This is a genomic window from Paenibacillus pabuli NBRC 13638, assembly GCF_001514495.1.
Taxonomy (GTDB): domain Bacteria; phylum Bacillota; class Bacilli; order Paenibacillales; family Paenibacillaceae; genus Paenibacillus; species Paenibacillus pabuli.
Map to the genome: position 1 here is coordinate 75,376 of NZ_BCNM01000017.1, position 14,953 is coordinate 90,328.

The following is a 14,953-nucleotide window of genomic DNA, read 5'->3' on the forward strand; positions in this document are numbered from 1 at the left end:
GTTTCACCCCCCTGTGGGCCACTGCATACGATAAGGCATACATGTGGTGAAAGGAGTGACGTCCCGATGCTGACCGGTGTCCGGATTATAGTCCTGGGCGGAGATGCGCGGCAGCTTGAAGTCATTCAAAAATGCGCAGAGCTGGATGCTACGGTAAGTGTGGTGGGTTTCGACAAGTTGCAGCGCTCCATTCCGGGTATCGAACATCAGGAAATGGTGGATGAAGTGTTCGCTTCGGCAGATGTATTGGTGCTCCCCGTGGTCGGGTGTGATGATCAGGGGAAAGTGAGTACATCGTTCAGTGATACACCGATCTTTTTAAAAAAAGAACATGTTGCAGCATTGCCTGAACATTGTACTGTGTTCACCGGCATGGCAAAGCCGTTTTTACGCGATCTTTGCAGGGAAAATGGTCTACGGCTTGTTGAAGTACTTGATCGTGATGATATCGCACTTTATAACTCCATTCCGACAGCCGAGGGGGCTATCGCCATGGCTATTCGGGAGACGGACTTCACGATCCACGGTTCGGAATGCATGGTGCTTGGCTTGGGTCGAACAGGGTTTACAATGGCCAAAACGCTCCAGGGACTTGGGGCAAATGTACGGGTAGGAATCAGGCGCGGAGAGGATGCTGCGCGCGCTGCCATCATGGGCTGGAAGCCTTTCATGACAACGGATTTGGCCGCTCAAACCGGGGAAGTTGACTTGCTTTTTAATACAATACCGACTATGATAATCACAGCACAAATCCTGTCCAGAATGCCGCAAAAAGCAGTGATTATCGACCTTGCATCCGCTCCTGGCGGCTGTGATTTCAGGTATGCCGAAAAACGCGGTATCAAAGCGCTGCTTGCACCTGGCCTTCCCGGCATTGTTGCTCCAAAAACGGCTGGCGGCATTATTGCCGACGCGTTAATCCGTTTGCTTTTGGAAGAACAAAACGCACGGGAGGTTGAACAATGAACTGGCAGGGAAAAACGGTAGGTTATGCAATTACAGGTTCTCATTGTACGTTTGAAGAGGTTATGCCGGTGATTAGTCGATTTGTGGCTGAAGGTGCCAATGTCGTTCCGATTATATCCAATTCGGTTCTGACTACGGATACACGCTTCGGGACTGCGCAAAATTGGCAAAAACAGTTGAAAGACATAACGGGGAATGATATCATTTCTACAATTGTTGAGGCAGAGCCGTTAGGACCTTCCAAGCTGCTGGATGTGCTCGTAATCGCTCCATGCACAGGCAACACGACGAGCAAGCTGGCTAACGCGATGACCGACAGTCCTGTTTTGATGGCAGCCAAAGCACAGATGCGCAATCAGCGTCCGTTGGTGCTCGCCATTTCTACGAATGACGGTTTGGGGTTGAATGCAGCGAATATTGCCAAACTGCTTGTGGCCAAATATTTGTATTTTGTGCCGTTTGGGCAGGATGATCCGGTAAAAAAACCGAACTCGTTAGTCGCCAAAATGGAGCTGATTCCGGAGGCATGCTGGAGTGCGCTTGAAGGGAAGCAGTTGCAGCCCATGATTGTGCAGCGTTTTGCACAAGCTTGATATTTGAGCTTTGTCTTTCAGCAGGTTGTGTCAGATAAGGTGCTGCAATGGCTTAGTATGGGATAACGGTTACACGCTTGAAGAATGAATAGGGTTGGAGAGACAAAGAAAATCATGGGGACGATATGCTGGGATAAACAGTTTACCTGTGTCCGTGTTCCTTTCATTAAAGGACACTCCTGCTTGCAGCGAAAGCCTGGCAAGCGGGATGTGTGAATGGGGAATGTGCACGTCGTGATCTCGATAACAACCGCGGCCTTTATTGGGATTGTCTGGCACAGTCTTCAAGAGGAGCGGCATAAAATGCCGTATACATTGCTGAAATTATCGCATCGGAACGCTCCCTAGGTAATCCATTTGTTGATTTAAACCATGTCCAGTCTTCTTGCGTACACAAATGGAGGAATAAAGATGCGCATCATGGTACAGAAATTTGGAGGCACGTCTCTCTCCACCGTTCAGGCGAGAGAGCATGTGCTCCGTCATGTTAAACGTGAACTTGAAGCAGGATTAAGTCTGGTCGTCGTTGTGTCAGCGATGGGTCGCCGCGGTGAGCCCTATGCGACAGATACGTTGCTGGACTGGACTGCACAGAACGGAAATGCACTATCTGCACGGGAAAAGGATTTACTGCTGTGCTGTGGTGAAATTATATCTGCGACGACTCTGAGCAGTTTGCTCGAACATGAAGGCATTCCAACTACAGTGCTGACCGGTGCACAAGCGGGTTTTGTGACGGACGACAATTTCGGGAATGCCCGAATTTTGGATGTCCGTCCTATTCGTGTGCTGGAACAGCTACAGAGCGGGCGTGTTGTCATTGTTACAGGCTTCCAGGGTCAGACCGAGAATGGTGACTTTACGACGCTTGGTCGTGGGGGAAGCGATACGTCAGCAACAGCGCTTGGTGCAGCTTTACAGGCTGAGATGGTGGACATTTATACGGATGTGAATGGGATATTGACGGCAGATCCACGCATCGTTGAGGATGCTCGTCCGCTGACTGTGGTGAGTTATGCCGAGATATGCAACATGGCCCATCAAGGGGCCAAGGTCATTCATCCCCGTGCTGTCGAGATTGCGATGCAATCCCAGATTCCAGTTCGTGTAAGGTCTACTTTCGACGATAGTGAAGGGACGTTGGTCACGCATCCAGAAGGATTCCAGGATGTGCAGACAGGCATAGTTGATCGATATGTTACCGGAATCGCCTATGTAAGTAATGTTACGCAAATAACGGTGGAAGTGCCGGGTGGCGCAGATCGGCTGCAGCTGAAAGTGTTCAAAACGATGGCTGAAAATTCGATTAGTGTAGATTTTATAAATGTTACCCCCTCGGGAGTGGTTTATACTGTTTTCGACAGTGATTCCGAGAAAGCCATACATGTATTGCAGGAAATTGGTCTCAAACCGCAAAGTCTTTCTGGCTGTGCCAAAGTTTCCGTCATCGGTGGAGGCATTAACGGAGTGCCAGGCATTATGGCACGGATCGTTGAATCCTTGACACTGGCGGACATCCAGATCCTGCAATCTGCAGATTCCAATACAACGATTTGGGTACTTGTAAAAAAAGAAGATATGGTTCAAGCTCTGAGGGCGCTTCACGCCTCTTTCGAACTTCATTTGTAGCAAGGTGAAGTCAGCGGAGCCTGACCTGTTTTGAAGGAGGAATCGAATTGGACTTTGGAAGATTGATTACAGCAATGGTCACTCCGTTCAACGAGCAAGGGGAGATTCATTGGGAGGCAACTGCACGTCTGATCGACTATCTGATTGTAGATCAAAAGTCTGAAACACTCGTTGTTTCTGGAACAACAGGAGAATCTCCCACGCTTAGTGACAAAGAAAAAGTAGAACTATTCGAATTCGCAGTGAAACATGCGGCAGGACGGTGCAAAATTATTGCCGGAACAGGCAGCAATAATACCGCCCACTCCATCCATCTGACTCAGGACGCTGAACGTGCTGGTGTAGATGGTGTTTTGCTGGTTGTTCCTTATTACAACAAACCAAGCCAAGAGGGAATGTTTAGACATTTTGAAGCCATTGCGAGCGCGACGAACTTGCCGGTTATGTTGTATAACGTTCCTGGGCGTACGGCGGCAAGTCTTTCGCCAGCAACTACGCTTCGTTTGGCACAGATTCCTAATATTGTAGCTACAAAGGAATGTGTATCGTTGGAGCAAGTCACGCAGATTGCGGCAGGTGCACCGGAACATTTCAGGGTGTATTCGGGTGACGACGCTTCGGGCTTGCCTGCTATTGCAGTAGGTGCTTATGGTATCGTTAGCGTCGCAAGCCATGTCGTAGGCGCTGAGATGAAACAAATGATTGATGCCTTCTTCAGTGGTGTGCCTGTACAGGCGTCTCAGATCCATCAGCAGCTGTTTCCGGTATTCAAAGGTCTGTTTGAGTGCCCGCAGCCTCTGCCGAACCCTGTAGCGGTGAAATATGCTCTGACATTACGTGGACTGAACGTAGGATCTGTACGCTTGCCACTGATTCCTCCAACAGAGGATGAGCAAACATTTATTCGTGGCTTGTTTAGCTAATAACATACGATTATGGCATTATATTGTTAACTTTTATAAACCCATAGAAATTACTGAAGAATCGCTCCTCCACCAAGAGGATGCGGTTCTTTTTTTTACGGTGATTGTGAGATTTCTTTCCACAACTGGAGGCAAACGTACAGGTTAACAAGAGAGTGACTTGTTTTTTTTGTTTTTAATCATGTATAATGATGTCAAGTGACTGGGTGCGGTATTTTTTTGAAATTGAAAGCGACATCGTTTCTTGGTGTGGCTTTATGGTGAAAAAGGAAGGAACGGCTAAGAAGGATCATTTCAAATCCAACTAGTTGGTAAAGGGGAATAACTTCGAAGAACTTCTTCCAAATATCGTGAATAAAGGTGCTCTTTTGCATTCATCCCTATTTACGGGCATGAGTGTAATGGACTGCTTTTCTTAACTTACAATAAAATAATAAGGTACGACGTCCAACTACCATAGGAGGTTTAGATTCATTTGTCTAAGAAAAATAACAACGATAAACTGATGATTTTTGCTTTGGGCGGCGTAGGCGAGATTGGTAAAAATATGTACGTCATCCAATACGCTAACGACATTGTAGTCGTAGATGCTGGTCTTAAATTCCCGGAAGAAGATATGCTTGGAATCGACATTGTCATTCCTGACATTTCTTACTTGACTGAAAACCGTGACAAAGTAAGAGGAATTATTTTGACTCACGGACATGAGGATCATATTGGTGGTCTGCCATATGTTCTGAAACACCTGAACGTTCCCGTTTACGGAACAAGACTTACGCTCGGACTTGTGGAGAACAAGCTCAAAGAGGCCAATTTGCTCGGTGAAACCAAACGCATCCTGATTGATGCCGATTCCGAGATCCAACTCGGCTCTGTATTGAAAGCAACGTTCTTCGCTACTAACCATAGTATTCCGGATTCCGTCGGCGTATGTGTCGAAACACCTGAAGGCGCAGTTGTTCATACTGGTGACTTCAAATTTGACCACACTCCAGTCAATGGTCAATATGCAGATCTCCAGCGTATGGCCCAGATCGGTACGAATGGCGTACTTGCTCTCTTGTCCGATAGTACCAACGCAGAGAAACCTGGATTTACACCTTCGGAGAAAAATGTGGGTATCGTTCTGGAAGATATTTTCCGCAAAGCAAGCCAACGTGTCGTTGTCGCAACATTTGCTTCCAACGTACACCGGATTCAGCAGGTTATCAATGCAGCTGAAGTAACTGGACGTAAAGTCGCAGTTATTGGTCGCAGTATGGTAAATGTGGTCGGTATTGCTTCTGAACTGGGTTACCTTGAGATTCCAGACGGTATGATCATTGAGCCGGAAGAAGTAGGCAAAATGGCTGCTGACCGTGTAGTAATTCTCTGCACAGGTAGCCAAGGCGAGCCGATGTCAGCATTGACACGTATGGCTCGTTCAACTCACCGTAAGGTGGATATTTTGCCAGGTGATACAGTCATTATCGCAGCAACACCAGTTCCAGGTAATGAGAAATATGTCGGCCGTACGATTGATGAACTGTTCCGTTTGGGTGCCAATGTGCATTACAGCGGTGCAAATAGTGGTGTTCACGTATCTGGTCACGGTAGCCAGGAAGAGCTGAAATTGATGCTTAACCTGATGAAACCGAAATACTTCTTGCCGATTCACGGTGAATTCCGTATGCAGCGCCGCCACGCGGTACTGGCTGAATCTGTAGGTATTGATCCGGACAACATCTTCATTACGGATATCGGTGAAGTGGTAGAGATTCAAGGCGGAGCAGCACGCAAGGCAGGTAAAGTTACTGCAGGTAACGTGTTGATTGACGGTTTGGGTGTAGGCGATGTAGGTAACATCGTATTGCGTGATCGTAAGTTGTTGTCACAGGATGGTATTCTGGTTGTCGTGGTAACACTGAGCAAACAGGATGGCAAAATTGTTTCCGGTCCGGACATCATCTCCCGTGGATTTGTCTATGTACGTGAATCGGAAGGACTGCTTGATGAAGCCAATCGCATCGTCAGCAGCACATTGCAGAAGTTGATGAGTGAGAACGTTAACGAATGGGCTTCACTCAAAACCAATGTTAAAGATGCACTCGGACGCTTCTTGTATGAGCAAACTCGTCGCAGACCGATGATTTTGCCAATCATTATGGAAGTTTAAAATATAACTAACAAAAACATATATTCAGGCACACAGTCGCCTCTTCTCTACGAGTAATATTGGACGGTTCCTCGTAGAGAAGGGGCTTTTTTTGCTTTTTTCCGGCCAGACATCAGTTGATGGAGAATTTGATGATTATTCGGGTATAAGGCTGATGGAACATTCCCCATACTAAGGAAATACATTAAATGTTTCTGGAGAAGGGGATAAATGGAATGAATGAACACATGAATAACAAGCAGACATCGAAATCGAATCAGCCGGAAGTAGAAGTACCGGATATGCCTGGACAGGAAGAAAAGGCCATGTCTCCGGTGACAGAGGCAATCCAGCAATTTGGACAAACACAATCACCGGCAGGGGAATCCAACATCTTCTGTATGACCATTATCGGTCAGGTGGAAGGACATTTAATTTTACCTCCGCAAAATAAAACGACAAAGTACGAACACATCATTCCACAACTGGTTGCAGCTGAGCAGAACCAGCGTATTGAAGGCATTTTGATTATTTTGAACACGGTGGGAGGAGATGTGGAGGCTGGTTTGGCTATTGCCGAAATGATTGCTTCGCTTAGTAAACCAACGGTTACAGTCGTTATTGGAGGTGGACACAGCATTGGGGTTCCAATTGCGGTTGCCTCTACCTATTCTCTGATCGCGGGAAGTGCAACCATGACCATTCATCCAATTCGTATGAACGGGCTAGTCATCGGTGTTCCACAGACTTTTGAATATATGGAGAAGATGCAGGAACGGGTTGTAAGATTTGTGACATCACATTCGAATATTTCCGAGGATATGTTCAAGGAACTCATGTTTAAGACAGGTGAACTCAACCGGGATATCGGTACAGCTGTGGGAAGTGCAGATGCGGTTAAATACGGATTAATGGATGCCGTAGGCGGGATAGGCCAGGCCATCGCTCAGTTAAATCAGCTCATAGGGGACAAAAGACAGACGCTGCAGGCAGGAGGTTATACCCAATGACACTCTATACAGTGATGCCGCCTGAACAATTGTGGTCAGGGATGTGGAAAGAGGCAGAAGACACCCGGGAGATCAAAATGAACGGATTATTGATGCAGGTCAGACCTGTAAATGAAAATGAAGCTGTCATTGTACGTTTGCTCGATTGCCCACTGGAAGCTTATCTGAATCCTGCAAATATGCCTGGTTCTACTGTTCCTCTTTCAGGTAACCCGGGGCCAACATAACGTGACGAAATAAGACAAATTGAGCAGGAAAAGAACATATGTACGGATTATATTTGTATGGTATAATATTCTTCTGGGGGTGACCTGATTTTGGCCAGAAGAAAAAAGAGGAAAAAAAAGGCCGCAGCCTTTAGCGGCGTTTTAAAATATGAAATTTACGGGATTGTGCTTATTACCCTTGCTGTCATTGCTTTGTCGGGTGAAGCGACCGTAGGACGTTCGCTGTCCAAGATGTTTGGATTGATGCTTGGCAAGTTCTATTTTGCGATTCCGCTTATAGGAATTTACTATGGTCTAATGGTGATGATTCATCGGAAATGGCCAAGCGGTTGGACAACGCGGAAGACAGGGCTTGTATTGCTGGTGTTTGCCCTGACCATGATGAGTACGGTCTCTGCCATGCACCAGAAGCTTATTCCGGTCGGTGCGCTTGAGCCTGGTGCCGTAATTACGCAGATACATAATGATATGCAAACCGAGTTGCTCACGCCTGCTGCACCAGGAGAACGGGATTCCATGCTCAATAAGGATATCAGCGGCGGTTATATTGGAGCAGCGCAGTTTGCTTTGTTCCTGTGGCTGTTTGGCAGTTTGGGGGCACGATTGATTATGATCGTCATGTTCATTATCAGTTTCATGCTGGTTACCAATCTTTCCTATGTCGATCTGATTCGAATATTCCGAACCAAGGTATGGGATGCTGGAAGTGCAATGTACAAGAAGCTGGAGTCTAGACCGGCAGCACGCACTGTACCTAGTTCTGCGGGCAAGAAGAACGGAAACACCCGTAAAGTGGTCCCTGTTCCGGTGGATGATTATGAAGAGGATGAAGAAGACATGCCAGATCAGCATCTGCCCAAACGGAAAGCGCCAATATTTTTCCAGCTTTTCGGCAAATGGGGTTCTGATCGGGAACAGGCTAAAGCGGAACGGGAATTGGATCAGGAAAATGATGCTTTGCACTCTGAGCAGGTCGTATATCGTGCTGATCAAGATAAGCTTGCTGATTCGTGGCATGATGAGCCGATTGTCGCATCCGACGCAACGGCTCCCGCAGCCATTCCTGTACAATCGAGGCCCAATTCAGCTCCAATTATCCGTGATTTCTTTGAACATGTCAGAGCCGAGGATGCAAGTAAAGAGGATGACTTGGACGATGCCTATCCTTTCCCGGATGATCTGACGGATAATATGCATGGAGACGAGCCTCCAATCAAGGTTTCAGATGAACTGGTGGATACCAATGAGTGGTCTGGAGCGGGACATACCGGGACAGATGTGATGGACGCTATCGAGGGTGCTATGGATGAAGAATCCACCCTGAGCAATGCCGCTAAAGAAGCTGGCGTTCCGGATGCAGAGGGGCAGGAAATACAGCCTGTGAAGCCACCGCCACCACCTCCTAAACCGTATAAGCTTCCCTCGTTCCGCCTGCTTTCCAAGCCGAACAATGGAGGCAAGGGAGGGGACCAAAAGGATTATATGCAGACCGCACGCAAGCTGGAAGCGACGCTCGAGAGCTTCGGTGTTCGCGCCAAAGTGCTAGAAGTAGTTAGAGGTCCTGCGGTTACACGTTATGAAATTCAACCTGATATTGGTGTGAAGGTTAGCAGAATAGTAAGTTTGACAGACGATATTGCATTAGCCTTGGCGGCTAAAGATATTCGGATGGAAGCGCCGATTCCTGGTAAATCTGCGATCGGTATCGAGGTGCCCAATGGAGAGGTATCTGTCGTAACGATGCGGGAAGTCATGGAGACAGCCACATTCCAGGATGCGGAGTCCAAAGTAACCATTGCATTTGGACGAGATATCTCCGGGCAGACGATTATCGGTAATTTGGCTCGTATGCCCCATTTGCTGGTAGCTGGTGCTACGGGTTCAGGTAAATCAGTTTGTATCAACGGTATTATTACCAGCATCCTTTACAAAGCGAAACCGGATGAAGTGAAATTTCTGATGGTCGATCCCAAAATGGTCGAACTTAACGTATATAATGGGATTCCGCATCTGATGGCACCGGTCGTTACGGATCCCAAAAGAGCTTCGTTGGCTCTCAAAAAGATTGTTGTTGAGATGGAGAAAAGGTATGAGTTGTTCTCCAAATCGGGTACACGTAATGTGGAAGGTTACAACAACCTGATGAAAGATAATCCTGCAGCAGTTTTGCCTTACATCGTTGTTATCGTGGACGAGTTGGCCGACCTGATGATGGTCGCGGCAGGTGATGTGGAAGATGCGATCGCTCGTTTGGCTCAGATGGCGCGTGCAGCTGGCATTCATCTGATCATTGCTACACAGCGCCCATCTGTGGACGTTATTACCGGCGTTATTAAAGCTAATATTCCGTCCCGAATTGCCTTCGGTGTATCATCACAAGTCGATTCTCGAACCATTCTGGATATGGGTGGGGCCGAGAAACTGTTGGGTCGTGGGGATATGTTGTTCATGCCAATGGGAGCTTCGAAGCCTGTTCGTGTTCAGGGAGCTTTCATGAGTGATGAGGAAGTTGAAAATATTGTGAATTATGTGCGTGGACAAGGGGAAGCGCAGTATGACGAATCCATCGTGCCTGAGGTGGATGATTCCATTCAAGCGGCAGATGAAGTACAGGATGAGTTGTATGAACAGGCGGTACAGATTATTTTGGAGGCTAAACAAGCATCTGTCTCTCTGCTGCAACGTCGAATGCGGGTCGGTTATACACGTGCAGCGCGTCTGATTGACTCTATGGAAGCCAGGGGCGTAATTGGTCCTTACGAGGGCAGCAAACCAAGGGAAGTGCTGGTCTCCTTGGAGCAGTACCAGCAGAACAAAATAAGTTCTTAATACACATGTATATGCACAAGATTGAGTCCTCAACCATATTGGTTGGGGGCTTTTTGCATGCCAGAGGACTGAAGTTTTACCATGATGTCCAATGATCGGATGATTTGGTGCATAGGAACGAAGTGTGCTTGTCATAATAACGTTAGCGATTCTGTTAATCCCACAAGAGAAAGGTAGAGCACAGTCGATGCGAAAAATGAACATATGGCTTTTCACTGCTATTTTGCTGATGTCCGCATTGGGAATTCGTTATTTGCTTCCTGGGAATACAGCAACTGAAAGTCCGAACCAGAATACCCCGCAGGTTGAGGAAAACTCCCTGCCCACCTTTAGTACCAACGCCGTGAAATACGGAAGTTATGGTCAGGATGTATATGAGTTGCAAGGGCGGCTGAAGTATTTGGGATTTTACAATGGTAAAATCGATAGCAATTTTGGCAGCAGTACACTGAAATCGGTAAAATGGTTTCAATCTGAATTTGGCATGAAGGCAGATGGAGTGGTTGGAGCCAAAACCAAGCTGAAACTGTACAATGCTTCCAAACAGTGGTCGCCAACAGAAACGCCGCTGCACAAAGATCAAGCTTCAGGAGATGGCGGCAATAACAATAATGCAGACAAAGAGCAAGACAACATGGGTTCAGCGAATTCCATGGGTTTGTCTGAGAACGAAATCAAAATTATGGCTAATGCCGTATATGGTGAATCTCGCGGAGAACCCTTTGAAGGCCAAGTGGCAGTTGCAGCAGTTATTCTGAATCGCGTTAAATCACCAAGTTTTCCGAATACACCTTCAGGCGTTATCTTCCAGCCGGGTGCATTTACAGCTGTAGCAGACGGCCAGATCTATCTGGAGCCGAATGCACAGGCCAAAAAAGCTGTTGAACAGGCAATGAATGGTTGGGACCCATCTGGTGGTTGCCTCTATTATTTTAATCCGAAGACCGCAACTTCCAAATGGATCTGGACACGTCCTCAGGTGAAAACAATCGGGCAGCATATATTCTGTATGTGATGATCTTGGAAGCAACCAGAAGGCGTGACTTCGGTTGCTTCTTGCCTTTTGATTGGGTTAAAATGGTTGTTACGTTTACGCTTCACCATTATCGCATGACAAATGACGCCGTAAAGGGGTTTTGACTTTTGAATACATCAGGATTCGAACGAGGCAGCCGAAAAGAGTTCCGCATACATGTTCTTCCTACGAAACGCTTCAAGACATTTGCAATATCACTTTACGCAGGGGTACCTCTGCGGGAAGATACGGTTACCAAAGTAGCCTTAACGCCTTTTGTGCTTCGACGTGGGACCGAATCGTATCCGGAAACGACACAATTTCGAGAACAGTTGGAGCATTTGTATGGAGCGGGGTTTGGTTTTGATGTCTACAAGCGTGGGGATTACCAAATCGTACAGTTCCGCATGGATACGATCAATGATTCGTTTGTTGGTGGGGATGAGCAATTATTGGATCGCTCTTTTGCCTTTTTGGGAGAAGTGCTTACACGTCCTGCACAGGAGGATGGGCATTTCCGCACATCTTATGTACAAGCTGAACGGGAAACTGTCCGCAAAAAGCTAGAATCCATCGTAAATGATAAAATGCGCTATGCAGCCGAACGCAGCATTGAGGAAATGTGCAAAAACGAACCTTACCGCTTGCACCCATTGGGTGAGCGCAAGGATTTGCCCGGCATAGAACCAGATACACTGACCGCTTCATATCAGGAATGGTTGCAGCAGGCGAGTATGGACCTTTATGTGGTAGGTGACACCACGCTGGAAGAGGTAGAAGACCTGGTCCAACGCTATTTTGATGTGGATCGTGCTTCTACTGTCAATTATAAGACCCAGAAAGCCGTTCGCGGGGACAAAGAAGTGGAAACAGTCGTGGAACGTTTGAATGTTAGCCAGGGCAAGCTTAACATGGGATTGCGTACGTCAATCACTTATGGGGACCAACAGTATGCAGCTGCATTAATGTATAACGGTATTCTTGGGGGATATCCTCATTCGAAGCTGTTCGTTAATGTCCGTGAGAAAGAAAGTCTGGCGTATTACGCATCCTCCCGTTATGACGGTCATAAGGGAATTGCGACCATCCAATCCGGTATTGAAATCCCTAATTACGAAAAAGCTGTCAAGATCATCAAGCAGCAGCTGGATGAAATGAAAAATGGCATGATTAGTGACCTTGAGATGTCCCAGACCAAAGCGATGATTCGTAATTTGCTTAAGGAAATGCAGGATTCTGCATTTGAGATGATTGCGTATGATTTTAACCGCCAGTTATCTGGAAAAGAGCGGACGGCCGAAGAACTGCTGGCTCAGGTAGAACAAATCAGCAAAGAAAATGTTCGTGAGGCGGCAGAACAATTCCGTCTGGATACGATTTATTTCTTGCGTGACGAGAAGGAGGAATAATCGGTGGAGAGCATAAAATACGATCGTTTGCAGGAAACGCTGTATTATGAAGTGATGGATAACGGGCTGCATGTTTATATTTTGCCAAAACCGGGATTTCAGAAAACATATGCCACATTTGCAACCAAATACGGCTCAGTCGACAATCATTTTCAGGTGGAAGGACAGGAAGAAGTAAAGGTTCCGGACGGAATTGCGCATTTTCTGGAACACAAAATGTTTGAAGAACCGACAGGTGATATCTTCGCCACGTTTGCTTCTCATGGTGCATCTGCCAATGCATTTACCAGTTTTGATCAGACCGTTTATTTGTTTTCAGCAACGGAATTTGTGAATGAAAATATACAAACATTAGTTGATTTTGTGCAAAATCCGTACTTCACCGATCAGAATGTGGAAAAGGAAAAAGGGATTATTGCTCAGGAAATTAATATGTATGCGGACAATCCGGATTGGCGTGTTTACTTTGGCCTGATCGAAGCGATGTATCAGAAACATCCGGTGCATATTGATATCGCTGGAACCGTTGAATCCATTGGCACCATTACCAAAGAAACGTTGTATTCGTGCTATAACTCTTTTTATCACCCGAGCAACATGCTTCTGTTCGTCGTGGGTGGAGTAGATCCGCAGGAAGTAGTGGATATGGTTCGTTCGAACCAGGCGAAGAAAAACTACGAGCCTCAAGGGCAAATCAAGCGGATATTTGAACCGGAACCCGATCAAGTGGGAGAAGCCAGACGTGAAGCAAAGTTGGCAGTTTCCCTTCCCAAATGTCTGTTTGGTTTCAAAGAAACGGATGTGGGACTTACCGGAGAAGGCCTGTTACGCCGGGATATAACAACCAAGCTAATGATGGATTTGCTGTTTGGTTCCAGTACTCCGTTGTTTCAGAAACTGTATGATGAAGATCTGATTTCGGACAGTTTTGGATATGAGTATAACAGTTCGCCTCAATATGCTTTTTCTGCAATTGGCGGGGACACCAAAGACCCGGATCAATTACTTGCCCGCATCCGAGAAGAAGTTGATGTTATGGTCCAAAAAGGATTTGATGTCACTGACTTTGAGCGCGCACGCAAAAAGAAAATAGGTGGATATTTGCGTATGCTCAATTCTCCGGAAAACATTGCGCATGAATTCACACGTCAACAATTCCGTGGTGGTGATTTTTTCAACATGCTCCCGTTGTACGAGTCGCTTACCCTGGAAGAAGTAAATCGCAGATTGAAAGAGCATATTCGCTGGGATCAGCTGGCAATATCGCTTGTCGTGAGTCCTTGATATGGAGAGGGGAACAGGACAATTGAAGCCAATTAAGGAAATGACAGTACTTGTAACGGGCGCGAGTGGAGGCATTGGAGCAGCCATTGCTGAGCGCTTTGCGAAGGTGGGCATGAATGTAGTCATCCACTACATGAAATCACATGAAGCAGCCAATGAGGCAGCGAGAAGATGCATGGAACAAGGTAGTGGTAAAGTGATGACGGTATCGGCGGATCTTCGGAGCCGGGAACAAATTGAACGTATGCGTGAGAAGTTGGAATCCCATGGGCTTATGCCGGATATTCTGGTCAATAACGCGGGAATTTCACATTATGGAATGCTGTCTGATGTTACGGAAGAAATCTGGGATGAAGTCATGGCAATTAACCTGAAAGGCATGTTTATGTGTACGCAGGAAATGATGCAGCATATGATCTCACAAAGATACGGTCGAATTATAAACGTGTCATCTATTTGGGGACTGTCGGGTGCCTCTTGTGAGGTGTTGTATTCCACAACCAAGGGCGGGGTAAATGCATTCACCAAAGCTTTAGCCAAGGAGCTGGCTCCATCTGGTGTAACGGTTAATGCCGTTGCTCCAGGTGCTGTTCAGACATCCATGTTGAATCATTTGGATCAAAGCGAACTGAAAATGCTGGAAGAGGAAATTCCGGCGGGCAGACTAGCCCAGCCTGATGAAATATCTTCACTGGTGTACTTTCTTGCATTGCCCGAGTCCGGGTACATTAATGGGCAGATTATAAGTCCGAATGGTGGCTGGCTCACCTAATAAATATTGGTTCGGAGTCCTTTATGAGTGTATGTTCGGGAAACTGCTCCTGCTGAATCTGCTGGTTAAAGTCAATCTTCAATTACTTTAAAATTGCTTGTATATAAAATGTTCAGAAAGCACATATTACAACTGTTGATTTTAAATCTCATGCTTCAGCTA

Annotated in this window: 12 protein-coding genes; all 12 read left to right on the top strand. The window is 46.6% G+C overall.

The features are described 5' to 3' along the window. The first annotated feature begins 66 nt into the window (after positions 1-66). The 12 genes from dpsA (at position 67) to ymfI (ending at position 14,791) form a co-directional block, all read left to right on the top strand. Positions 67-966, top strand: coding sequence for a dipicolinate synthase subunit DpsA (gene dpsA, locus PPA03S_RS21840; protein WP_062326097.1), 900 nt, complete (start codon positions 67-69; stop codon positions 964-966). Beyond that, the gene (locus tag PPA03S_RS21845; protein WP_062326098.1) at positions 963-1,559 is read left to right on the top strand and encodes a dipicolinate synthase subunit B; all 597 of its coding nucleotides are present in this window, start codon (positions 963-965) and stop codon (positions 1,557-1,559) included. Before dpsA ends, PPA03S_RS21845 begins: the two co-directional genes overlap by 4 nt. Before the next feature lie 411 nt (positions 1,560-1,970). Continuing rightward, entirely contained in the window at positions 1,971-3,188 is a 1,218-nt protein-coding gene (gene dapG, locus PPA03S_RS21850; RefSeq protein ID WP_062326099.1) for an aspartate kinase, read from the top strand. Positions 3,189-3,235: 47 nt separating this feature from the next. Beyond that, positions 3,236-4,111, top strand: a complete 876-nt coding sequence (gene dapA / locus PPA03S_RS21855; protein ID WP_062326100.1) for a 4-hydroxy-tetrahydrodipicolinate synthase — start codon at positions 3,236-3,238, stop codon at positions 4,109-4,111. 475 nt (positions 4,112-4,586) lie between these two features. Next, the gene (locus tag PPA03S_RS21860; RefSeq protein WP_024630273.1) at positions 4,587-6,266 is read left to right on the top strand and encodes a ribonuclease J; all 1,680 of its coding nucleotides are present in this window, start codon (positions 4,587-4,589) and stop codon (positions 6,264-6,266) included. Positions 6,267-6,547: 281 nt separating this feature from the next. Beyond that, positions 6,548-7,255 carry a ClpP family protease gene (locus PPA03S_RS21865; protein ID WP_245683701.1) on the top strand — a complete coding sequence of 236 codons (708 nt, stop codon included), beginning with the start codon at positions 6,548-6,550 and terminating at the stop codon, positions 7,253-7,255. Continuing rightward, a complete protein-coding gene (locus PPA03S_RS21870; protein WP_062326101.1) occupies positions 7,252-7,482 on the top strand; it encodes a YlzJ-like family protein in 231 nt (76 codons plus the stop codon). Before PPA03S_RS21865 ends, PPA03S_RS21870 begins: the two co-directional genes overlap by 4 nt. Before the next feature lie 90 nt (positions 7,483-7,572). Next, positions 7,573-10,311: an FtsK/SpoIIIE family DNA translocase gene (locus PPA03S_RS21875; protein WP_062326102.1), complete on the top strand. Its 2,739-nt coding sequence runs from the start codon at positions 7,573-7,575 to the stop codon at positions 10,309-10,311. Positions 10,312-10,498: 187 nt separating this feature from the next. Next, positions 10,499-11,326 carry a spore cortex-lytic enzyme gene (gene sleB, locus PPA03S_RS21880; protein WP_062326103.1) on the top strand — a complete coding sequence of 276 codons (828 nt, stop codon included), beginning with the start codon at positions 10,499-10,501 and terminating at the stop codon, positions 11,324-11,326. Between the two features lie 128 nt (positions 11,327-11,454). Next, positions 11,455-12,735: an EF-P 5-aminopentanol modification-associated protein YfmF gene (gene yfmF / locus PPA03S_RS21885; protein ID WP_062326104.1), complete on the top strand. Its 1,281-nt coding sequence runs from the start codon at positions 11,455-11,457 to the stop codon at positions 12,733-12,735. A 3-nt stretch (positions 12,736-12,738) separates the two neighbouring features. Next, positions 12,739-14,019, top strand: coding sequence for an EF-P 5-aminopentanol modification-associated protein YfmH (gene yfmH, locus PPA03S_RS21890; RefSeq protein ID WP_062326105.1), 1,281 nt, complete (start codon positions 12,739-12,741; stop codon positions 14,017-14,019). 1 nt (position 14,020) lies between these two features. Continuing rightward, entirely contained in the window at positions 14,021-14,791 is a 771-nt protein-coding gene (gene ymfI / locus PPA03S_RS21895) for an elongation factor P 5-aminopentanone reductase (protein ID WP_062326106.1), read from the top strand. The last annotated feature ends 162 nt before the right edge of the window (positions 14,792-14,953 follow it).

Coding starts and splice junctions, on each gene's coding strand:
- dpsA (WP_062326097.1), top strand. CDS start 67: ATGCTGACCGGTGTCCGGATTATAGTCCTGGGCGGAGATGCGCGGCAG.
- PPA03S_RS21845 (WP_062326098.1), top strand. CDS start 963: ATGAACTGGCAGGGAAAAACGGTAGGTTATGCAATTACAGGTTCTCAT.
- dapG (WP_062326099.1), top strand. CDS start 1,971: ATGCGCATCATGGTACAGAAATTTGGAGGCACGTCTCTCTCCACCGTT.
- PPA03S_RS21865 (WP_245683701.1), top strand. CDS start 6,548: ATGCCTGGACAGGAAGAAAAGGCCATGTCTCCGGTGACAGAGGCAATC.
- PPA03S_RS21870 (WP_062326101.1), top strand. CDS start 7,252: ATGACACTCTATACAGTGATGCCGCCTGAACAATTGTGGTCAGGGATG.
- sleB (WP_062326103.1), top strand. CDS start 10,499: ATGCGAAAAATGAACATATGGCTTTTCACTGCTATTTTGCTGATGTCC.
- ymfI (WP_062326106.1), top strand. CDS start 14,021: ATGGAGAGGGGAACAGGACAATTGAAGCCAATTAAGGAAATGACAGTA.